We start from the raw sequence: 22,459 nt of genomic DNA, 5'->3' as shown, positions 1-22,459 counted from the left end.
CACGCTGAATTATCAGACACCGTCTGAATTTGCAGCGGGCTGGAGAAAGGGTCATTCTGAGAATGAAGATTCCGACGTTACTAACTGAGTGTTGTATCTAATCGTGGGGGCAGGTCAAGATATGACTAACATATTAATTAAATAGCAAATAGTAGTTGATACGCCTCTCATTGATCGACAGCAAGATTATCCTTACCCAAAACAGTAACAATCCCTCGTTTCTTGGTTTTTAATAAATAAAGTGAATGTTATGAAGTTAGCGATTTTCTTGTTCCTTTTCTCTTTTCAGGCCTACGCCCTCAATTTCTCGTCAACCATTCTTAAGTTGAACTGCCAGGGACGCGGGTTCGTCGAGGTCATTCTGCACGTCTATGAACACACACAGGAAGCATGGGAAGGACATTTTGAAACCGGCGCGGGCCATAAGCACGTAGGTGATGTCGAAATCATCCCCTTCGCCAATGGCGACACTCTTCTTCATCGCGTATCGACCGACTCATTCGGTTATATCTATCGCGGAGAAGAGCGTCTTAAACATTGCATCAAATTAGACGAACGCGGAGTTTATCCAACTTTTGGCTAAGCGCGGGTAGCGGACAGCAAATCTAGCGGTTGAGGAAACGTCATCGTTCAAACGGACGTCTATCCTCATCCGGTTTCACCACTCACACATTTCACTCTCGTCTTTACCCGTCATCGGTCTCAACGCTGCATTTCACATCTAGGCATCTGTTACACAATAAGCTATCTTACTTGTTCAAACCAAACCTAGGTTCCCCTCGTGCGCAGCCATTCTTCATTCAATTTTTTCTCACTTTGCTACATGATGATGACTTATGCGCTCATGTTTACCTTTGTGCTGGTCTTCATTGACTTTGCCGTTGGTGATTCATCTGAGGATGTCTGGACTGGGCGGATGACCCTTCAGCGCTATTTTCTCGAACACGCTTTCCTCTACCTTAGCATTGCCTGTGCCGGTGCCGCAGCAGGATTCCTCATCTGGTTTATTGGTTCCAGAAAATCTTAACGGCCTCTTTGATAATCAAGGGATTTCCTACAACGGAATAACCCTCTCTTTTGACGAAGCTCAAAACATGACGTGTTCGATAGCGGTATTAATTCACACCGCAAATATATCCCGTCTTGAATGTGAAAGGAGGAGACGATGAAAACCTACGATCGTAACCGTAACGCTATCACTATCGGCAGCCGCGTCATGATTGCTAACAATGGCGCGACGGGCGTTATCCGGTCAATTCACGGTGAAGGTAAAACGGCTGAGCAACTGCGCCGTACTGACTGCGTTGAAATTGAGGGCTGCGATGGTGTGTATTGCCCACTGGATTTGATCCGTCTTGGCTTCAACTAATACGTTATCGTATCGACGTAGAACTGTGTGAAAAATAACAGCATAAGGCCACCCATGTGGCCTTTTTTATTTCTGTATTCTTTTGAGTAACTGCTCATCCGGCCGTCTTGGTTTATCAACTCACCCTTTACCCACGCTTTGCCCCCTGCAGATTTATCATCCAGCGATGACGCCTTGGTATCTTTTAAAGAAAGTGCGATAACCTCGCCAGTATGAGTCAATTCAGCCTGGATAATTCCGATAACGGCATGGCACACGACAAAATACCCATAACGTAAGTGATGACAAATTCACCTATGGGCACTTTTTGTGTCGCTATCCTTCGGAATATCACCGCTATCATCCCTTAACTGGCGCGAGATAATATGACTTGAGCCTTGAAATAATATGTTAACTTAATGGCTTGTTATCAATGACATTACCTGTAAACTGATTGCCACGCTCGCCTGAAAATGGATATTTACATCGCATAACTGTGGTCATGATTTATGCTTCGGCCATCGGCATTTTATTAATAAAAATAAAAATCATGTGGTTTAATGTTACAAATGAAAAACAAATCAACAGAAAAGCAAAATAAAGACTCATTTATTACATCTCGTTACATAATACTTTGTATTGGTATTCTGTTTTGCCTTGCTGTTTTACTGGTGCGAGTGGCAGATCTGCAATTCCTTAACCATCCCATGCTGGCACGCGAGGCCGATCAGCGTTCATTGCGCACCATCGTGCTGCCAACTAACCGCGGTACCTTAGTGGATCGCAACGGCGAAGCCCTGGCAATGAGCGTTCCTTCGCGTGATGTGGTTGCGGACCCGGTGAAAATCGTTGAGGCCAGTCCTAATTTCCGCGATCCTAAATGGCAGTATCTTGCGTCTGCGCTAAATACCACACCGGAACAAATTGCGAGCAAAATTTATCAGAACTCACGCCGTCACTTTCTTTTTCTCGGACGCAAAGTTGAGCTCGGTATCGCTAAAGATGTGGCTGACCTTCATATAAAAGGTATCAGCGAAATTTACGATGACAGCCGCTTCTACCCGATGGGTGAAGCTTCCGCGCCGTTAATTGGCATCGTGGGTGCGGATAATACGGGGCTGAACGGCGTCGAAAAGGGTTATGACAATATTCTGCAAGGTGAGCCCGGTAAGGAAATTTACCGTAAGGACGCCAATGGCGGCATTATCAGCGTATTAAATTACGATGCACCGAAGCAAGCGCCGACCGTTCAGCTCAGTATTGATAAATTCGACCAGTACACCCTGTACAGCAAACTGCGCGACGGCGTACTGCTGAATAAAGCCGACTCCGGTGCCGCCGTGCTGGTTAAGATTGATACCGGCGAGATCCTCGCCATGGCCTCTTATCCTTCTTACAACCCCAATAACTTTGATAACGCCACCCAAACGCAAATGCGCGATGTGGCTATCAACGACAGCTTTGAGCCTGGTTCGACGGTTAAGCCATTGGTCATTATTGAAGGGCTAGAGAGGAATATCATTCAGCCGAATACGCTACTTAATACCACACCGTATAGCGTGAACGGTCACCTTATTCGCGACGTTGGCCACTGGCCGCAACTGACTCCGACCGGCATCCTGCAGAAATCGAGTGATATCGGCGTGTCCCACATCGCGCTGGCAATGCCAGCCCAGGCGCTGGTTGACACCTACCAGGCGTTTGGCCTTGGGAAACCGACCGATCTGGGGCTGAGCGGTGAAAGCGTGGGTTATTTCCCACTCCACCGCCAACAGTGGGCAGATATTGAACGCGCCACCTTCTCATTCGGCTATGGACTGCGCGTCACACCGCTACAGATTGCCCGCGAATATGCCACCATGGGTTCATATGGTGTCTACCGCCCGCTTTCCATCACTAAAGTGACGCCACCGGTGATGGGCCAGCAGGTTGCCGACCCTAGGATCGTAAAAACTGTCGTCCATATGATGGAAAGTGACGTGCTTCCCGGCGGCAGCGGCGTGAGAGCCGCAGTGCCTGGATATCGGCTGGCGACCAAAACAGGTACGGCGGAAAAACTGGGTGACAGTGGTAAATACGATGGCGGTTACGTGAACTATACCGCCGGGGTTGCCCCTGTCAGTCATCCTGAGGTGGCGCTGGTGGTCGTGGTGAACAACCCAACCGCCGGCACCCACTTTGGTGGCTCAGTTGCAGCACCTATCTTTGGCAATATCATGGGACCGGTTCTGAAGAACATGAACATTGCACCAGATGCGCTGCCGCAATAATACCTAGGATGGGCTGAATAGCGGGTTTGCACGGCGCCAGATATAGCGCCGTGCAAATCTCTTAGACGACGGCAGTCGTTAACCGCGATGAGCAGCATAAACGCCCCTGCTCATCGAAGATTTCAATCTGCCAGACCTGATGACGACGACCTGCGTGGAGCGCTTTGCACACGCCACGAACGCGACCACTACGCGCAGAACGAATATGGTTGGCGTTGACTTCAAGCCCTACCACCCTGTCTTCACCTTCGGTACACAGATAGCCCGCCACCGAGCCTAACGTCTCCGCCAGCACCACCGATGCGCCACCGTGAAGCAGACCAAACGGTTGGTGCGTGCGATGATCCACCGGCATTGTCGCCGCCAATGAATCGTCGTCGATATGGTCAAACTGGATATCCAGTAGCCCGACCATATTGCCTTCGCCCATCGCATTAAGTGCTTCCAGCGTAGTTCGTCTTTTCCAGATCATCCCATCATCTCCAGTAATGCCTGCAATGGATGGCGTACGCCGCTTCCTTCGACGCGCTTCACCTGGCTGCGACATGAGTACCCTGTCGCCAGACAGCGGTTACGGGGCAACGTTTCTATAGCCTGGTGCCATGAAAGCTCATAGATACCCAGTGAATTGGCGTGATTTTTTACTTCATGCCCGTAGGTTCCGGCCATGCCGCAGCAGCCCACGCTAACGTTTTCGAGCTTCGCGCCGAAATGGGCAAAAATGGCGGCCCACTGCTTCGGTGCCGTCGGCAGTGCCGTGACCTCCGTGCAGTGACCAAACAGATACCAGGGTTCGCCAGAAGACAGCGTATGCGCTTTGTGTTCCAGTATCTGTGGCAACCATTCGTGTACCAACATCACATTGAAATCACCGCGTTTATCGCCAAGTACCTGTTTATATTCATCGCGATAGCAAAGCACCAGGGCCGGGTCGACCCCCACCATCGGCATGCCAAGTTCGGCCACACGGTTAAGATAATCAGCGGTTTTTTGCGCCGTTTTCGTAAAGCGACTCACAAAGCCTTTAATGTGCTGTGCCTTACCGTTTGGCGAGAACGGCAGCAGCACCGGCTGGAAGCCGAGCTTATCAACCAGACGGACAAAGTCCGCCACTACCTGCGCGTCGTAGTAGCTGGTGAAGGGATCCTGCACCACCAGCACGGTCAGCGCTTTTTGCTCAGGCGACAGCGCTTCTAACTGCTCGAGCGTCATGTTTGCCGAGCGATGCGTCACCATCTGTTTTTGCAATGAAGGTACCGAAAGCAGCGGCAAATCCACCATGCCAATATGCTTTTCAGAAAGCTTACGGACCAGCGGCTGACTCATAAAGAAGTTGAATGTTTTCGGCGCACGCGCCATTAGCGGCGCGTAGCTTTCTACTGTTGCCACCAGATGATCGCGCACAGGACGCAGATAGCGAGTGTGATAAAGCTGCAGGAACCGGGAGCGGAATTCCGGTACGTCGATTTTGATCGGGCACTGCGTTGAACAGGCTTTACAGGCCAGGCAGCCAGACATCGCCTCTTTCACTTCGTGTGAGAAGTCGTACTCACCTTTACGGGCATGCCAGCTATTGCGCGTCCGTTCGATCATCGAGCGCAGACTCGCGCGTTTTTCCGGCAATTCTTTCTCCAGCAGGAGCGGGTCAACGCCGCGATCCGCCAGCAGGCGCAGCCATTCGCGCACCAGCGTCGCACGACCTTTTGGTGAATGCATACGGTTGTTGGTGATTTTCATCGACGGACACATCGGGCTTTTCGCGTCGAAGTTAAAGCACAAACCGTTACCGTTACATTCCATCGCGCCACGCCAGGATGAACGAACGGTGACGGGGATCTGACGATCGTAGGTGCCACGTTTTACCGCATCCACCTTCATCATCGGCGCGTCTACACCTTCCGGCGGGCAGATTTTCCCTGGGTTCAAACGGTTGTCTGGGTCAAACGCCGCTTTCACTTTGCGAAGTTCGCCATAAAGCTGTTCACCGAAGAACGCCGGGCTATATTCCGCACGGAAACCTTTACCGTGCTCTCCCCATAACAGGCCGCCGTATTTGGCGGTCAGCGCCACCACATCATCAGAGATCCGCTTCATTAAGATCTCTTGCTGCGGGTCGCACATGTCGAGCGCGGGACGCACATGCAATACGCCCGCGTCAACGTGACCAAACATCCCGTAGCTCAGGCCGTGGCTATCAAGCAGCGCGCGGAATTCAACGATATAGTCAGCCAGATGCTCCGGCGGTACACAGGTATCTTCGGCAAATGGGATAGGCTTAGCCGCCCCTTTAGCGTTGCCGAGCAGCCCGACCGCTTTTTTACGCATCGCGTAAATGCGCTCAATACCATCGAGTTCGTTGCAACACTGCCAGCCGATAACGCCGCCTTCATGTTGAGCAATCAGTTCGTCCAGTCGCTGGCAGAGCGCACTAACCTGACCTTCAATCAGCGCTTCATCATCACCCGCGAACTCGACGATATTCAGCCCCAGCATCTCTTTATCTGGAACATCGGTAATCAGTTCACTAACCGAGTGCCAGACAATATCTTCCCTGGCCAGATTAAGGACCTTAGAGTCGACGGTTTCGACCGACAGCGCGCGCGCTTCAACCATAAACGGCGCGTTACGCAGCGCCGAATCAAAGGAGTCGTATTTGATATTCACCAGACGACGTACCTTCGGCAGCGGCGTAATATCCAGCCGTGCTTCGGTAATAAAGGCCAGCGTCCCCTCGGAGCCCGTCAACACGCGGGTTAAATCAAACTCGGTCATCTCGTCATTAAAGACGTGGCGCAGGTCGTAGCCCGTAAGGAAGCGGTTCAGTTTCGGGAATTTATCGATAATCAGCTGACGATTTTCCCGACAGCGTTCATAGACGGTTCGGTAGATGCGTCCTGCCGCCGACTGCTCTTTCGCCAGTGTTTCAGCCAGCGCAACGGGAACCGGCTGCGTATCAAGAATATCGCCGCCCAGCAGCACGGCGCGAACGCCCAGCACATGGTCAGATGTTTTGCCGTACACCAGCGAACCTTGCCCGGAGGCATCGGTATTAATCATCCCGCCTAACGTCGCGCGGTTACTGGTCGACAGTTCCGGCGCGAAGAAATAACCGTAAGGTTTTAAATATTGGTTAAGCTGATCTTTAATCACGCCCGCTTCAACGCGCACCCAACCCTCTTCCGGGTTGATCTCAATGATGCGGTTCATGTAGCGAGACATGTCAATAATGATGCCCTGATTCAGCGACTGACCGTTGGTGCCAGTACCACCGCCGCGCGGGGTGAAAATCAGAGACTGGAAGCGCTCTTCTGCCGCTATACGGGACAGCAGTGCGACATCTGCCGTGGAACGAGGGAAGATAACCGCATCGGGAAGAAGCTGGTAGATACTGTTATCGGTCGCCATCGTCAGCCTATCGGCATAACGGGTGGCGGTGTCGCCGGTAAAGCCTTGTTGCTCCAGTGCTTGCAAATAATTCAACACCAACTGAACTACGCCCGGTGCCTGGGAAATCTGTGGGATCATTACTTGTGACCCTTTCTGAATGTTGTGTTGTACGCACAAAATTTTGCCGGTTTACGCGAACAGCCAAACGGCAAAGATGATGTGTAGAGAGTAATTAATCGTTTGCGTCGTGCCGTTATTCTTTTATCACATTTTTTTCTTATACGCCCGGTAGATTTTGTCGCAGAATCAGCGCCGGGAATTTATTGATATTATTATCGATGAACGGATTTACGCTGCGTCAACACGCTGACAAGCAACTGAAGGTAAAACTCATTTATGAACACGATTCCTCGGCCTCGTGATATTCCACAAATACTGCTATCCGTGCTGTTTTTGGCACTGATGATCATCGCCTGTTTATGGATAGTTCAGCCGTTTATTCTGGGCTTCGCCTGGGCATCCACCATCGTTATTGCCACCTGGCCGGTTCTGCTCTGGTTCCAGCGTAAGCTTTTCGGTCGCCGTTCGCTGGCTGTGCTGGTGATGACGCTGCTGCTCTTTTTACTGTTCGTTATCCCCATTGCGCTGCTGGTCAATAGCCTGGTTGATGGCTCCACGCCGCTGGTGCACGCCATTACCAGCGGCACGCTGACCCTGCCCGATCTGGCCTGGCTCAACAGCATTCCTTTCGTTGGAGCCAAACTTTATAGCGGATGGCATAGCCTGTTGGACATGGGGGGCAGCGCGCTGATGGCTAAGGTTCGCCCATATATCGGCACCACGACCACCTGGTTTGTCGGGCAGGCCGCACACGTCGGGCGTTTTCTGATGCACAGTACTTTGATGTTGCTGTTCAGCGCCCTGCTGTACTGGCAAGGTGAAAAAGTTGCGTTTGGTATGCGCTATTTCGCGACCCGTCTGGCGGCGAAACGCGGTGATGCGGCAGTGCTGCTGGCAGGACAGGCAATTCGTGCCGTGGCGCTGGGCGTGGTCGTGACCGCGCTGGTGCAGGCCGTGCTCGGCGGTATTGGCCTTGGTATTTCTGGCGTCCCTTACGCGACGCTGCTGACCGTGGTGATGATCTTCTCCTGTCTGGTACAGCTTGGGCCCTTGATTGTGTTAGTACCGTGCATTATCTGGCTCTACTGGACGGGTGACACCACTTGGGGAACGGTTCTGCTGGTTTGGAGCTGCGTGGTTGGGACGATGGATAACGTGATTCGCCCGATGTTGATTCGTATGGGTGCTGACCTGCCGATGATTCTGATCCTCTCCGGCGTTATCGGCGGACTGGTTGCATTTGGCATGATTGGCCTGTTCATCGGCCCGGTGCTGCTCGCCGTCTCCTGGCGTCTGTTTGATGCCTGGCTGCATGAAGTTCCGCCACCTTCACGAGACCCGGACCAGGTGCTGGAAGAGCTGGCCGAGCTTGAGCAGAATAACTATCCAAAACAGTAAGGTAAAAAAGGCGGGGCAACCCGCCTTTTACTTAAGCAAAACTCACCATTACCCCACTTCACCCAGCTTCTTCCCTTCACTTTTTGCGACATGCCACGGAAATTATTCACATTTCTTTAACTATTGAGAGGAATCTGATCGACGCAAAAACGGCGCATGGCCTAGTATGAGTCCTAAGGTAATAGATCAACCCCTTGATTTATCTATCCCCTGAGTGAAACAACGAATTGCTGTGTGTAGTCTTTGCCCAACTCCCACGTTGGGCTTTTTTTTGCCTACCGTACGGACACATCCCGGAACCGGCTCACCGAGACTCGTCCGGGATGGCAGCAACTCAGCGCACTTCGCAGTGGCTCATCATCCGCCAGTCAGACGGTAGCACGCGGGTATCACCCTTAACCTGTACCGACACACGCCCATGAATCTGCGCACAAGACGTACCTATCTGCAGTTCGAACTCGCCGGGTTCTACAATGCGTTGGCCATCGTAGCGGGTAAAGTTGAGCATATCGACAGGGATGGTAAAGGTCAGTGTCGCCTGCTCATTCGGCGATAACGTCACCCGCTGGAAAGCCTTGAGCTCCTGAAGCGGGCGTACCATCGAAGCCACTTTATCGCGAACGTAGAGCTGTACGACCTCACTCCCGCTACGTTCACCGTTATTTTTCACCGTTACACGCAGCGTAATTTCACCCTCAATTGCCACCTGGCTTTGCTGAAGCTGCGGGGTGCCAAAACTAAACTCCCCCCAACCTTTTCCGTAACCGAACGGATAACGTGCCCCAAAGTGGAAGGCGAACGGTGTACCGCCGCTTTTGAGCTTATGGTTATAGTAAAACGGCATCGCCCCTGCGCTTTTTGGCACGCTGACTACCAGACGGCCTTGCGGTTCGGCGCGTCCGGTCAACACATCAGCGATGGCCCAGCCCCCTTCCTGACCCGGCGCCCAGGCTAGCATCAAGGCGGCCACCTTCGACTCTAATCCCTGTAGGTTATACGGACGCCCGCCGGTCATGACCACAATGACTGGCTTACCGGTATCCACCAGCGCCTGCAAAAGCTGTTGCTGTACGCCCGGCAGGTTAAGGCTGTCAGTATCCGAACCTTCACCCACCGTGCCGCTTTGGAATAATCCAGCGAGGTCGCCTACACAGGCGACTACCACGTCACTGTCTTGCGCTGCACGAACGGCTTCTGGAATCAGTCTCAGACTGTGAGAGACCGGTGACGCTTGCATCGGTTTACCCGAACTATCCCCAGGGAATACCGGCGCACCGGCCATCCGCTGTTCGATGATATGACAACCTTTGGCATAGCGAACAAGGCCATCACCCAGATAATGGCGTAGCGCCACCAGCGGCGTGGTGACCTGTGACGTTTTTTCCATCATATCGCTGATAATCAGATGCACCGGGTAGCTGTAGCCGCTCAGCAACGCCAACGGGTCATCAGCCGTTGGGCCCACCACGGCGACGCGCGGCTTACCGGTAAGCGGTAACGCATTTCGATTTTCCAGCAGCGTCATCGAGCGGGTAGCCACCTCGCGCGCGACCTGGCGAGTAGCATCGGATTGCAGCGAAATCGCGGTTTCATCGGTATACGGATGTTCAAACAGGCCGAGGCGGAATTTCTCGGTGAGCGTGCGCGCCACAATCTCGTCAATTTTTTCCGGCGTAATAAGCCCGCGAGCGACAGCTTCCGCCATATGGCGAGCACAATCATCTTTTGGCAGCTCCACATCCAGCCCGGCATTAAAGGCGAGCGCCGCTGACTCTGCCGCATCTGCCGCCACACCGTGATGCTGATGCAGCAGACTCACGCCGCCGTAGTCTGCGACGACAATGCCGTCAAAGCCCCATTGTTCACGCAGTACCGTGGTCAGCAGGAAGCTGTCGCTATGGCCCGGTTGATTATCAATGTCATGATAAGCGGGCATCACCGACCCCGCGTTGGCCTGCTTCACCGCCATTTCAAACGGCAGCAGGAACGTGTCATTCAATTCGCGGAAGCCCAGATGGACCGGTGCATGGTTGCGCGCGCCCTCACTGAATGAGTGACCCACATAGTGTTTCAGCGTCGCCAGCACGTCTCGCTTTTCACCTTGCAGTCCCTCAACGTAGGCGCAAGCCATGACCCCTACCAGCCATGGATCTTCACCAAAGGTCTCTTCTGTCCGTCCCCAGCGAACGTCGCGGGAAACATCAAGCACGGGCGCTAACCCCTGCTTACAGCCGGTAGAACGAGCTTCTTCACCAATTTGCTGAGCGGCACGTTTGACCAGTTCCGCATCCCAGGTTGAGCCATAATTCAGCGATGACGGGAACAGAGTGGCATCTTTGCATAAAAGCCCGACCAGGCACTCTTCGTGGAACAGCGCGGGAATACCCAGGCGCGTCTCTTCCATCATCATTTTTTGCAGACGGTTTGCCGCCCGGACGCCGGTCTTCGCATCCACAATATGGGTACCCAGCGGACGGGTAATCTGCCCGACGCCGAGTTTTAAACGTTCATGCAGCGACGTTTGTTCGCTTACCCCTGCAAACTCATCGCTCATATCCGTTCTTTCGCGGTGATTGCCGTCTTCCGATAGCACCAACCACCAGGCGTGCATCTGGGCATATTTTTCTTCAGGGGTCATACGGGCCAGTAAGTCTGCTACACGTTCCTGAATCGGGCGCTGAGGGTCTTTGTAAATCGGGGTCATAGCCGGTCTCCTGAGTCGCTGATAAGTACCCGAAATCATTGGCTAATGATGATGGGTAAGTACATGGTGTTAACATTTACGAATCAGTATTCAGAAGTGATGCGTGAGGAACAATTGTAGAAATTGCCAGCAGATTTACGATTTTTGGTTTTCTTTCCGGAGTGTGATCCCCCGCAACCCGATGGGCAAAAAAATCCCGGGTCGATGCCCGGGATTTCAGTTCACGATGGCGCTACTTTTTGAGTTCGGCCAGGCTCAGCCAGGTCTGGACGACGGTGTCTGGGTTCAGCGACAGGCTATCGATCCCCTCTTCCATCAGCCAGGCGGCAAAGTCTTCGTGGTCAGAAGGCCCCTGACCGCAAATACCCACGTATTTACCCTGCTTCTTCGCGGCGCGAATCGCCATCGACAGCAGTGCTTTTACCGCGTCGTTACGTTCGTCAAACAGCGCAGAGACAACGCCAGAGTCACGGTCAAGACCCAGCGCCAGCTGCGTCATGTCGTTTGAGCCAATAGAGAAACCGTCAAAGTGCTCAAGGAACTGCTCCGCCAGCAAGGCGTTAGACGGGATCTCGCACATCATGATGATTTTGAGCCCGTTCTCACCGCGTTTCAGCCCCTGGCGCGCCAGTTCGTCCACCACCGCTTTCGCCTGCTCCACGGTACGCACGAACGGCACCATGATCTCAACGTTAGTCAGCCCCATGTCGTTACGCACGCGTTTCACCGCATCGCACTCCAGTGCAAAGCAGTCGCGGAAGCTATCGGACACGTAGCGACCAGCGCCGCGGAAGCCCAGCATTGGGTTCTCTTCTTCCGGCTCGTAACGCTCGCCGCCCACCAGGTTGGCGTATTCGTTCGATTTGAAGTCAGAGAGACGGACAATGACGCGTTTCGGATAGAACGCCGCGCCCAGCGTCGCGATCCCTTCGGTCAGACGACCAACGTAAAACTCTTTCGGCGAGTCGAAGCCTTTCATCATCTCGCGGATTTCGTTTTGCAGCTTAGGCTCCTGGTCATCAAACTCCAGCAGCGCACGCGGGTGCACGCCAATCATACGGTTGATGATGAACTCCAGGCGAGCAAGACCGACGCCCTCATTCGGCAGGCAGGCAAAGTCGAACGCGCGGTCAGGATTACCAACGTTCATCATAATCTTCAGCGGCAGATCCGGCATGGTATCAACGCTGGAGCTTTTCACGCTGAAGTCCAGCAGGTCAGCGTAAACGTAGCCGGTGTCGCCTTCAGCGCAGGAAACGGTGACTTTCTCGTCATCCTTCATGCGCTCGGTGGCATCGCCGCAGCCCACTACCGCAGGAATCCCCAGTTCACGAGCGATGATCGCCGCGTGACAGGTTCGGCCGCCACGGTTGGTGACAATCGCCGCCGCTTTTTTCATGATCGGTTCCCAATCCGGGTCGGTCATGTCGGTCACCAGCACATCGCCTGGCTGGATACGGTTCATTTCGCTGATGTCATGAATGACCTTCACCGGGCCCGCACCAATACGGTGGCCGATAGCGCGGCCTTCAGAGACAATACGCCCCTGAGAGTGCAGCGTGTAGCGCTCCATCACCTGTCCGCGCGAACGCACGGTTTCCGGACGCGCCTGAACGATAAACAGTTTGCCGGTGTGACCGTCTTTCGCCCACTCGATGTCCATTGGACGACCGTAGTGTTTTTCGATCTGCACGGCTTGCTTCGCCAGCTCCTGCACTTCATCGTTGGTCAGCGAGAAGATGTCAGTCTGCTGCTGCGGCACATCTTCAATGCGTACCTGTTTACCATGCTCTTGCGTTGGCGCGTAGACCATACGGATCTTTTTCGATCCCATCGTACGGCGCACAATCGCCGGGCGACCTGCGGCAAGCGTTGGCTTGTGTACGTAGAACTCATCCGGGTTAACCGCACCCTGTACGACCATTTCACCCAAGCCCCACGCGGAGGTGATGAATACCACCTGGTCGAAGCCGGATTCGGTATCAATGGAGAACATCACGCCGGAAGACGCAAGGTCAGAACGCACCATCAGTTGGACGCCCGCAGACAGCGCAACGCCGCGGTGGTCGTAACCCTGGTGAACGCGGTAGGAGATGGCACGGTCATTGAACAGCGACGCAAATACGTGCTTCACCGCCACCAGCACCGCTTCATAACCCTGGACGTTGAGGAACGTTTCTTGCTGGCCGGCGAAGGATGCATCCGGCATATCTTCTGCGGTGGCTGAGGAGCGCACGGCGAAAGAGGCGTTGGCGTTATCGGCAGCCAGCTGGTTGTAGGCTTCATGAATAGCCTGTTCCAGTTCGCTCTGGAAAGGTGTGTCGATGATCCACTGGCGGATCTGCGCGCCGGCTTTCGCCAGGGCGGTAACGTCGTCAATATCAGTGTTATCCAACAGTTGATAGATCTGCTGGTTCACACCGCTCTGGTCGAGAAACTGATTAAACGCATCGGCAGTGGTGGCAAATCCGTTAGGGACAGAAACCCCCATTCCGGACAGATTCGTAATCATTTCACCCAAGGAGGCATTTTTGCCTCCAACTCTGTCTACATCATTCATGCCGAGTTGGTTGTACCAAAGCACCAGCGGTGACGAGCCATTGTTGGACATCGAGACAATCCTTTTTTGATTAAAGAAGCAGTGATAAGTAACGACTGACTACTTAAATTATCCTCGCATATTTAAACGGCTGAAAAAAACGGTGAATCGTGTAAGCAAATTATTTTTTTACTTTTTCGGATTGATTCCCGGTTATTCATAACCTACTGATTCGACTAAAAAGGCACAGCAACCAGCGGTCTATTGGCATCTTTTGGAAATTGAAACGACCATTTCATTAAAAATAAAAATACCGTTTCATTTTTAAATTTAAGACAAATAGCACAGGGTTGTGTTTAAATTTAATTTACCCTTTCAGGCAATTAATGGGAGTCAAGCAATATGGATAACGCAGTCGACAGGCAGGTATTTTATATTTCTGACGGTACCGCCATTACGGCAGAAGTCCTCGGCCACGCGGTGATGTCGCAGTTCCCGGTGGCGATAAACAGTATCACTCTGCCGTTTATCGAAAGTGAAAGCCGCGCCAGGGCAGTGAAGGAGCAAATTGACGCTATCTATCAGCAAACCGGCGTCCGCCCATTGGTCTTCTATTCCATCGTTATCCCCGAAATTCGCGACATTATTCTGCAATGTGAAGGGTTCTGCCAGGACATCGTCCAGGCGCTGGTAGCCCCATTGCAGGAAGAACTTAAGCTTGACCCGACGCCCATTGCCCACCGCACCCACGGCTTAACGCCGGGTAATCTGACCAAATACGACGCGCGCATTGCGGCCATCGATTATACGCTGGCGCACGATGACGGTATCTCGCTGCGTAACCTCGATCAGGCGCAGGTCATCCTGCTCGGCGTATCACGCTGTGGAAAAACCCCGACGAGCCTTTACCTGGCGATGCAGTTTGGTATTCGGGCCGCCAACTATCCGTTTATCGCCGATGATATGGATAACCTCGTTCTGCCTGCGTCATTAAAACCGCTGCAACACAAGCTGTTTGGGCTGACGATTAACCCGGAACGCCTGGCCGCCATCCGCGAAGAACGCCGGGAGAACAGCCGCTACGCCTCAATGCGCCAGTGCCGTATGGAAGTAGCCGAAGTCGAGGCACTGTACCGCAGGCACCAGATCCCGTGGCTGAACAGCACCAATTACTCCGTAGAGGAAATTGCCACAAAAATCATGGATATAATGGGATTAAGCCGCAGAATGTACTAATACACTAGTACATGACATCAAATTTGTTTATCATAGCAGTGTGATTGAGCGCACATTACGCGCCACCCTTGAATTTAGCGGGGATTGGTTTATCGTGATGTGCATCACTTCCCAGCATATTGACTGGCGAAGCAACAAATTTCTGAGATATCCATGAATAAGACCGATGAACTGCGTACCGCTCGCATTGAGAGCCTGATTACGCCTGCTGAACTTGCTCAGCGCCACCCTGTGTCACCAGACGTTGCGGCGCACGTTACCGCTTCCCGTCGTCGCATTGAAAAAATTCTTAACGGTGAAGACCGCCGCCTGCTGGCAATCGTCGGCCCTTGTTCCATTCACGACCTTGATGCCGCGATGGATTACGCGCGCCGTTTGCAGCAGCTGCGCGAAAAACACCAGGGCGAACTCGAAATCGTGATGCGCACCTATTTTGAAAAACCGCGCACCGTCGTGGGCTGGAAAGGATTGATCTCTGACCCAGACCTCAACGGCAGCTACCGCGTAAATCACGGCATTGAGCAGGCACGTAAGCTGCTGCTGCAGGTAAACACCCTTGGCGTACCGACAGCGACCGAATTTCTCGATATGGTGACCGGACAGTTTATCGCCGATCTCATTAGCTGGGGCGCTATCGGAGCACGTACCACGGAAAGCCAGATCCACCGCGAGATGGCCTCTGCGCTCTCCTGCCCGGTTGGCTTTAAAAATGGTACCGACGGTAATACGCGGATTGCGGTGGATGCGATCCGCGCCGCCCGCGCAAGCCACATGTTCCTGTCACCGGACAAAAATGGCCAGATGACCATTTACCAGACCAGCGGCAACCCGTACGGCCATATCATCATGCGCGGCGGCAAAAAGCCGAACTACCACGCTGATGATATTGCAGCGGCCTGCGATACGCTGCACGAGTTCGACCTGCCGGAACATCTGGTGGTGGATTTCAGCCACGGCAACTGTCAGAAACAGCACCGCCGTCAGTTGGAAGTGTGTGACGACATCTGTCAGCAGATCCGCAACGGCTCTTCCGCGATTGCCGGGATCATGGCAGAAAGTTTCCTGCGCGAAGGAACACAGAAAATCGTTGCCGACCAGCCATTAACCTACGGCCAGTCGATCACCGATCCTTGTCTGAGCTGGGAAGATACCGAACTGCTGCTGGAAAAACTGGCGGCAGCCGTCGCGACCCGCCTGTAGTACGCTCTGCCCGCTGCACCGCAGCGGGCTATAAATCCTTACCACACAAAATGATAAATAACGCTTGCGGTTAACATAGCGATTACTGATAATAGTTATCATTGTTACATTGATTTTCATTATGAAATATGTCGCTAATGGATACGTGCGCAGCAGTGGAACCGCAAAAGGATAATTCTCCTCGACCTCTCCCCACCGATCGACGAATCGACAGCCATACGCTGTTAGGTCAGGAAGGTCGTGTCATCATTGAACACGGTGAACAACAGTATTTGCTCCGCCAGACTCAGGCGGGAAAACTTATTCTGACTAAGTAGCTGCGCGGCCAGCGGCAACGCAGCATAGCGGTTAGCTTGAGCAGCTCACTTCCAGCCGTTTACCCCAATCAGGCGGACGACGGCTGTAATCATCTTCACGGTCACGCCACGGGTCACGAAGCGCTTCATGAAGACGCTCTAGCTCCTGATAGTCGCCCTTTTCAGCCTGCTCAATTGCACGCTGCGCCAGCCAGTTACGCAAAATCAGAGCGGGGTTGGCCTGCTTCATCGCCTGCTGTCGCTGGGCATCATCAATGTGCTCTTGCTGCAAACGGGAGCGATAATGAGTGAACCAATCATCAAACGCCGCTCTGTCGATAAACTCATCGCGCAACGGTGATGCTATACTGTGCTGTTCAGTATCGCTCAACAGACGGAAGGTGCGCGTGTAGTCACTGCCCTCGCGCTCCATCAGCGCATACAGGCCGTTGAGCAGATCGTTATCCCCGCTCTCCTCGCTAAACAGCCCCAGCTTCTGGCGCATTCGTTGGCCATATTCCCGGAATAGCGTGTGCTGATATCCCTCAAGCGCTGCGTTGAGCGTATCAACATCAATAAGCGTCGACAACGACTGCGCCAGACACTGCAAATTCCACAGCCCTACCGCTGGCTGATTATCGAAACGATAACGCCCCTGAGTGTCCGTATGATTGCAGATATATTCCGGCTGATAATCATCCAGAAAACCGAAGGGACCGTAATCCATCGTCAAGCCCAGGATTGACATGTTATCAGTGTTCATCACGCCGTGGGCAAACCCTACCGTTTGCCAGCGAGCAATCATTATTGCCGTACGGGAAACCATATCTTTGAACCACATACCGTAGCGGTCGGGCTCATCCTGCAGATGTGGCCAATGGTGACGGATAGCGTAATCAGCAAGCTGACGAACCTTCTCCATTTCGCGGCGATAGTAGAAATGTTCAAAGTGACCGAAGCGAATATGGCTTTCAGCAACGCGCATCAGCATGGCACCAGATTCCACCGTCTCACGGTAGACCGGCGTATCGCTAGCAACGATAGCCAGCGCACGAGTGCCGCCGATCCCCAAATAGTGCATCGCCTCAGAAGCCAGGCTTTCGCGTATCGTGGAACGCAGAACTGCGCGACCATCCCCCATCCGCGAATAGGGCGTCAGGCCCGCGCCTTTCAGGTGCCAGTCGAGCGTTTTGCCATTTTCCAGCTGCTGCTCACCAAGCAGAATACCGCGTCCGTCACCGAGTTGACCGGCCCAGGCCCCAAACTGATGTCCGCTGTAGACCTGTGCCAGCGGTGACATGCCCGGTAATAGCGTTTCGCCGCCCCACACACCTGCCCCTTGTGGTGGGGAAAATAATGATTCAGGGATGGTTAATTTCTGCGCCAACGGTGCGTTATGCCAGATAACGCGAGCATTGCTCAGCGGTGTAGGCTGTAGCGAAGTGTAAAATCCCGGCAGCTCATCGCGCCAGCGAGTGTTAAATGACAGGTTCATGGTTCCTCCTGTCCGTAGTGTATTGGGTTACGGTACGTAAAACACCCGAGGAACAGCAGGGTTATTGTTGCACTAATGTTATTAAAGATGATTCCGGCACCACTGGCCATAAACTGCCGAGCATACCGTTAAAACCATAAGGCATTACGCGCTGACGAATAGTTTCATCATCAATCCCCGATACCATGATCCCCTGACAGTACGGTTGAATCTGGCTCACAATAGCGCGCATAAAAGGTTCAAACGAGAGGGATTTAAGCTGACGCTGCACAAAGCTTTTATCCAGCACAATTCGTTTAAATAACCCGGTAAACACCGCCCTGGTAGAGGCATTACCCGCACCAAAATCGCTTAGCGCGAGCGGGAAATAGTGGCTGAGTTTACTCAGCGGATGATTTTCATCAATATCATTTAACCCAGGGAACTGCTCACTGACGGCAAGCTCGAGAAAGGGTAAACGCTGCACGCTGGCGGCGAGTTCTTCATCATTCAGTAAGGCATCGACCACACCAGGCGGGATCATTATCCACGCGGTCAGATTATGCTGCATAAAAAACAGCTGGCAGGTGGTCAATAGCGCCAGTTTCTCTTGAAACAAGGTTATTTCTTGTTGTTGCGTCAGGCGAGGTAACACCAGGCTAGTTGGAATTCGAACGTGGTTATTAAGACCGCTAAACTGACACACCACTTTTAAGCCAACAAGCAGCCCGTCGCTATTTCGGGCGGGAAGAAAATACAACTGAGAACTATATGTATTATCCAGCGCTACAATCATTGCGACTGCCCTTCACTAAAAGTCATGTCCGGGTTCCTGACGTCACAAAGCAAAAAACCTACGGTAATGGATGCTGAGCCTATTCCTTTCATCGGTTCCTTTTTATTTCATCGGTCCGTCACTGGATCGTAATGATTGTAATCGAAAGTCACGGAATAACACAATCAACCTTAAGTTCTATGATCTTGTCTAACAAAAACGAGAATATAGCAGGCTATTTATTTTAATTTTCACGGCCGATTAAAAGAAAAGGAGGCATTTCGCCTCCTTTTCTTTCTGATTAAATTCGTCTGGCTTGCCAGAAATTCTTTCGCCAGTAGACGTTATCCAGAGAGGAACGCGTTACGCCCTGACTAGTTGAAGCATGAATAAACTGGTTATCCGTATCGTAGATACCGACATGGAGTCCGCTCTCTCCCGCGCCGGTTTTGAAAAAGACTAAATCGCCTGGAAGCAGCTCGTCTTTATCTATCTCAGTGCCAATTTTTGCCTGCTGCCGCGTCTCCCTTGGCAACTGCATTTCAAACTTGTCGCGGAACGTCATCAGCACAAACGCCGAACAATCAACGCCACGGCGAGTCATGCCGCCATAGCGATAAGGTGTTCCATGCCAATTCTGTAGCTGGTCATTAAGGCCGGCAATGACGGCGATGGAATCCGAAAGTCGCGGATTTGGTGGCGGAGCCCGGTGGCTGCTACACCCTGCTAAAATGAATGCCACAAGAAAAAGAGTCCAGAAACGCATATCCAGCGCATCCTCTGTTTTTTTATTCACTCATAAATTATATCGATTCACGATCGACTAGCAAGCAATGCCGATAGTAGCAAGAAGAGTATGGATTAATTTTCGCCGTCATTCTCATAAATGAGCATTTGGTGACCTGCTATTTCCAGTTTCTGGAAGGTCATATTATAAGCGGCCGCTAAATGGCCTGGCTGCAATACGGATTCGGTACCACCGCTGGCTATCATCCGGCCTTCACAGAGCAACCAGGTATGGCCTGCATGGCGCAGGGTGTAGTTAAGATCGTGACTGCTCATCACCACGGCAACCCCGGCAGCGCAGAGTTCTACCAACAGTTTATCCAGCGCAGCCTGCTGAGCAACATCAAGGCTGTTCATTGGTTCATCCAGCAGCAAAAGCTGTCCATTCGGGTTAACCGCGGGATGAATCTGTAAAATAACGGCAGCCAGTCGGACGCGCTGCCACTCGCCACCGGAAAGCTGGCTGACGTTTCGTTTAAGTTTATTACTCAGCCCAAGCGCATCCGCCACATGGACGGACACTGTAGTATCTTGAGTCTGGGATTGATGCAGCATCAGAAATTGCCAGACCGGCATCGCGAACGGCGGTGCCTGGTGCTGTGAAAGATAGGCCCGATGTCGTGCCAACTGCGCTGCAGGCCAGGTTTCCAACGATTGACCGTTGAACACGATATCGCCCTTCCCGCGGCTGAGTCCGGCCATTCTGGTCAGTAGCGTGCTTTTCCCGGCACCGTTTGGCCCCACCAGATGCACCATTTCGCCTCGTTCTACAACGGCGCTAATGCTCTGGAGTCGAACACCTTCACCGACATTCTGAAGCTGCATCAATGGCATCATTTCTGAGCGATGGCCTGCTTGATGGCGGCAGTCAGGATCGGGTCGTCAGGGGTCATATCAGGAGAAAAACGATTAATCACTTCACCGTCGCGACCAATTAAGAACTTCTCAAAGTTCCACAGGATATCGCCCGGATGCGCGGGTGCGCGGCCTTTGCTCGCCATACGCTCGTAGAAACCGCTGCCTTCTGGTGCAATGGCATCTGGCGCTGCGCGCGTAAGCAGGCTATACAGCGGATGACGTTGCTCACCGTTCACCTCCACTTTGCTAAACAGCGGGAAGGTGACGCCATAAGTCGTGCTGCAGAAGGTTTTGATCTCTTCTTCGCTGCCCGGTTCCTGGCCCAGGAACTGATTGCATGGGAAGCCCAGTACGGTAAAGCCCTCGCCCTGTAAGGACTCCTGAAGCGCTTCCAGTTGCTCGTACTGTGGCGTCAGGCCGCATTTTGATGCCACGTTAACGATCAGCAGCACTTTGCCTTTATAGCCTTCCAACGTGGTTTTTTCGCCATCGATGGTAGTGACGGGGGTGTTCAGAACATTGGTTTGCATAGCATCCTCTTTTCAGCGTGTGTGGGGTCTTATCGCCCGGCCTTTCATAATAGCCAGAGACGCAGGTGTGACACCAAGGCTTTTTCATCAAGGTGCTGCTGTCCTGCGGCCATTTTCCCTTAGTATTTGCCCGACTTCAGCAATAGCCAGATAAATACCGGCGCTCCCAATGTGGCGGTGACCACACCGATGGGCAGCTCAGCCGCCGATAACGCAAGACGCGCCACTATATCCGCAAACAGAAGCGTGCTGGCTCCGGCGAGCGCGCTAGCAGGCAGCAGGACGCGATGATCGGTCAGGCCACACAGACGTAACATATGCGGCACTACCAGGCCGATAAACCCGATAGCACCCGCCAGCGCGACGCTTACCCCAACCAACCAGCCGGTTGCCATCACCAGCAGTTTACGCCACAGCACAATGGGCACACCGAGCTGTCGGGCCGACGTTTCGCCCAGCGCCAGCAGGTTTAGCGACTGCGATTGCAGACATAGCCAGACCATCACCGGCACCAGCGCTCCCATTAGCCAAAGCTGCTGCCAGTCCACACCGCCAAAGCCCCCCATCATCCAGTACATCAACTGGCGCAGGTCGAACGACGTCGAGAAGTAGACAGCCCAGGTCATCAAGGCACTACAGATAATACCCAGCGCCACCCCGGCCAGCAGCAAACGGCTGGTTGATAGATGACGACGAGCAAAACGCATCAGAATGGCAGTAATCGTCAACGCACCGACGATGGCCGCCAGACCCGGCCCCCAGGCAGGTAACACCCCCTGCCCGAGCATGATGGCGGCAATAAGTCCTACACCCGCACCGTTTGATACGCCAAGTAATCCGGGCTCAGCAAGAGGGTTCTCAAACAATGCCTGCATCACGGTGCCAGATAATGCTAACGCCGCCCCCACCAGCATCACTGCCAGCGTGCGCGGTAAGCGGATTTGCCAGATAAAGAGCTGCCCTTTCGCCGTAAACCATTCAGCTGGTGCAATCCATTGATCGCCCGCGCACAGGCCAATAACCAACATCAGCAGGAGAATGAGCGACAACACGATGAGCCAGCGGCGGTGAAGCCGCTGCTGTTGGGATGCATAGACCAGCATAGTTATCCGTAAGCTCGTGGAAAAGCGTTAGATTTTACGGTGGTTACGCCACCAGGAAAAGAAAAAGGCCGCATGCGCGGCCTTTTTAGTTAGTTCAGATTACTCTTCTTTGGGTGTTGCGTTTTCGACCCGGCTTTTTAACTTCTGTCCTGGTCTGAAGGTCACCACACGCCGGGCTGTAATGGGAATATCTTCACCCGTTTTAGGGTTACGTCCCGGGCGTTGGTTTTTGTCACGCAAATCAAAGTTACCAAAACCGGAGAGTTTTACCTGCTCACCGTTTTCAAGAGCGCGACGGATCTCTTCGAAAAACAGCTCAACCAGTTCTTTGGCATCCCGCTTGCTAAGCCCAAGCTTATCAAACAGATATTCTGACATTTCAGCTTTTGTAAGCGCCATAGGTTCAATCCCTCAATGATGCCTGGAATCGCTCTT

The 22,459-nt window shown here is 53.0% G+C and carries 19 protein-coding genes and 1 other RNA gene; 9 read left to right on the top strand and 11 right to left on the bottom strand.

From position 1 onward, the window contains the following. Positions 1 to 250 precede the first annotated feature (250 nt). From RDN66_RS24175 to RDN66_RS24160, 4 genes are all read left to right on the top strand, one after another. Positions 251 to 583, top strand: coding sequence for a hypothetical protein (locus RDN66_RS24175; protein ID WP_202217883.1), 333 nt, complete (start codon positions 251 to 253; stop codon positions 581 to 583). Positions 584 to 781: 198 nt separating this feature from the next. After that, a complete protein-coding gene (locus tag RDN66_RS24170; protein WP_202217882.1) occupies positions 782 to 1,027 on the top strand; it encodes a hypothetical protein in 246 nt (81 codons plus the stop codon). A 138-nt stretch (positions 1,028 to 1,165) separates the two neighbouring features. After that, positions 1,166 to 1,369: a putative selenium delivery protein YdfZ gene (gene ydfZ / locus RDN66_RS24165; protein WP_202217881.1), complete on the top strand. Its 204-nt coding sequence runs from the start codon at positions 1,166 to 1,168 to the stop codon at positions 1,367 to 1,369. Positions 1,370 to 1,908: 539 nt separating this feature from the next. Next, positions 1,909 to 3,618 carry a penicillin-binding transpeptidase domain-containing protein gene (locus tag RDN66_RS24160; protein ID WP_202217880.1) on the top strand — a complete coding sequence of 570 codons (1,710 nt, stop codon included), beginning with the start codon at positions 1,909 to 1,911 and terminating at the stop codon, positions 3,616 to 3,618. A gap of 61 nt (positions 3,619 to 3,679) precedes the next feature. Here RDN66_RS24160 and menI read toward each other — a convergent pair whose 3' ends face one another. Beyond that, the gene (menI, locus tag RDN66_RS24155; protein ID WP_202217879.1) at positions 3,680 to 4,090 is read right to left on the bottom strand and encodes a 1,4-dihydroxy-2-naphthoyl-CoA hydrolase; all 411 of its coding nucleotides are present in this window, start codon (positions 4,088 to 4,090) and stop codon (positions 3,680 to 3,682) included. Next, positions 4,087 to 7,143, bottom strand: coding sequence for an FAD-binding and (Fe-S)-binding domain-containing protein (locus tag RDN66_RS24150; RefSeq protein WP_308538237.1), 3,057 nt, complete (start codon positions 7,141 to 7,143; stop codon positions 4,087 to 4,089). Before RDN66_RS24150 ends, menI begins: the two co-directional genes overlap by 4 nt. Before the next feature lie 258 nt (positions 7,144 to 7,401). Between RDN66_RS24150 and ydiK the strand changes: the two genes are divergently transcribed. Then, positions 7,402 to 8,523 (top strand): AI-2E family transporter YdiK, encoded by a 1,122-nt coding sequence (gene ydiK, locus RDN66_RS24145; protein ID WP_035896140.1) that lies wholly within the window; start codon positions 7,402 to 7,404, stop codon positions 8,521 to 8,523. A gap of 175 nt (positions 8,524 to 8,698) precedes the next feature. Next, an RNA gene (gene rprA / locus RDN66_RS24140) (antisense sRNA RprA) lies at positions 8,699 to 8,798 on the top strand. A gap of 59 nt (positions 8,799 to 8,857) precedes the next feature. Here the strand turns inward: rprA and RDN66_RS24135 are convergent. Next, on the bottom strand, positions 8,858 to 11,227 hold the full coding sequence (locus RDN66_RS24135) for a glycoside hydrolase family 3 N-terminal domain-containing protein (RefSeq protein WP_202217877.1): 2,370 nt from the start codon (positions 11,225 to 11,227) through the stop codon (positions 8,858 to 8,860). A gap of 232 nt (positions 11,228 to 11,459) precedes the next feature. After that, on the bottom strand, positions 11,460 to 13,838 hold the full coding sequence (gene ppsA, locus RDN66_RS24130) for a phosphoenolpyruvate synthase (protein WP_035896137.1): 2,379 nt from the start codon (positions 13,836 to 13,838) through the stop codon (positions 11,460 to 11,462). A 330-nt stretch (positions 13,839 to 14,168) separates the two neighbouring features. Between ppsA and RDN66_RS24125 the strand changes: the two genes are divergently transcribed. The 3 genes from RDN66_RS24125 (at position 14,169) to hemP (ending at position 16,519) form a co-directional block, all read left to right on the top strand. Then, positions 14,169 to 15,002, top strand: coding sequence for a pyruvate, water dikinase regulatory protein (locus RDN66_RS24125; RefSeq protein WP_035896136.1), 834 nt, complete (start codon positions 14,169 to 14,171; stop codon positions 15,000 to 15,002). Between the two features lie 153 nt (positions 15,003 to 15,155). After that, positions 15,156 to 16,202, top strand: a complete 1,047-nt coding sequence (aroH, locus tag RDN66_RS24120; RefSeq protein ID WP_035896134.1) for a 3-deoxy-7-phosphoheptulonate synthase AroH — start codon at positions 15,156 to 15,158, stop codon at positions 16,200 to 16,202. A 137-nt stretch (positions 16,203 to 16,339) separates the two neighbouring features. Then, positions 16,340 to 16,519, top strand: coding sequence for a hemin uptake protein HemP (gene hemP / locus RDN66_RS24115; protein ID WP_123652717.1), 180 nt, complete (start codon positions 16,340 to 16,342; stop codon positions 16,517 to 16,519). Positions 16,520 to 16,550: 31 nt separating this feature from the next. Here the strand turns inward: hemP and selO are convergent, their stop codons facing one another. The 7 genes from selO to ihfA form a co-directional block, all read right to left on the bottom strand. Then, on the bottom strand, positions 16,551 to 17,993 hold the full coding sequence (selO, locus tag RDN66_RS24110; RefSeq protein ID WP_202217876.1) for a protein adenylyltransferase SelO: 1,443 nt from the start codon (positions 17,991 to 17,993) through the stop codon (positions 16,551 to 16,553). 61 nt (positions 17,994 to 18,054) lie between these two features. Beyond that, on the bottom strand, positions 18,055 to 18,768 hold the full coding sequence (locus RDN66_RS24105; RefSeq protein WP_202217875.1) for an EAL domain-containing protein: 714 nt from the start codon (positions 18,766 to 18,768) through the stop codon (positions 18,055 to 18,057). Between the two features lie 280 nt (positions 18,769 to 19,048). Further along, positions 19,049 to 19,513 (bottom strand): NlpC/P60 family protein, encoded by a 465-nt coding sequence (locus RDN66_RS24100; protein ID WP_035896272.1) that lies wholly within the window; start codon positions 19,511 to 19,513, stop codon positions 19,049 to 19,051. Positions 19,514 to 19,608: 95 nt separating this feature from the next. Then, a complete protein-coding gene (btuD, locus tag RDN66_RS24095) occupies positions 19,609 to 20,370 on the bottom strand; it encodes a vitamin B12 ABC transporter ATP-binding protein BtuD (protein ID WP_202217874.1) in 762 nt (253 codons plus the stop codon). After that, the gene (locus RDN66_RS24090) at positions 20,367 to 20,921 is read right to left on the bottom strand and encodes a glutathione peroxidase (protein ID WP_202217873.1); all 555 of its coding nucleotides are present in this window, start codon (positions 20,919 to 20,921) and stop codon (positions 20,367 to 20,369) included. The genes btuD and RDN66_RS24090 overlap by 4 nt, the downstream gene beginning before the upstream one ends. A 119-nt stretch (positions 20,922 to 21,040) precedes the next feature. Then, complete coding sequence (btuC, locus tag RDN66_RS24085; protein WP_202217872.1) at positions 21,041 to 22,024, bottom strand: vitamin B12 ABC transporter permease BtuC; 984 nt, start codon at positions 22,022 to 22,024, stop codon at positions 21,041 to 21,043. 99 nt (positions 22,025 to 22,123) lie between these two features. Further along, positions 22,124 to 22,423: an integration host factor subunit alpha gene (ihfA, locus tag RDN66_RS24080; protein WP_003030571.1), complete on the bottom strand. Its 300-nt coding sequence runs from the start codon at positions 22,421 to 22,423 to the stop codon at positions 22,124 to 22,126. Between the last annotated feature and the right edge of the window lie 36 nt (positions 22,424 to 22,459).

The organism is uncultured Kluyvera sp. (genome assembly GCF_902485085.1).
Lineage (GTDB): Bacteria > Pseudomonadota > Gammaproteobacteria > Enterobacterales > Enterobacteriaceae > Kluyvera > Kluyvera ascorbata.
The sequence above is the reverse complement of the archived record's forward strand: the minus strand, read 5'-3'. Positions and strand labels throughout refer to the sequence as shown.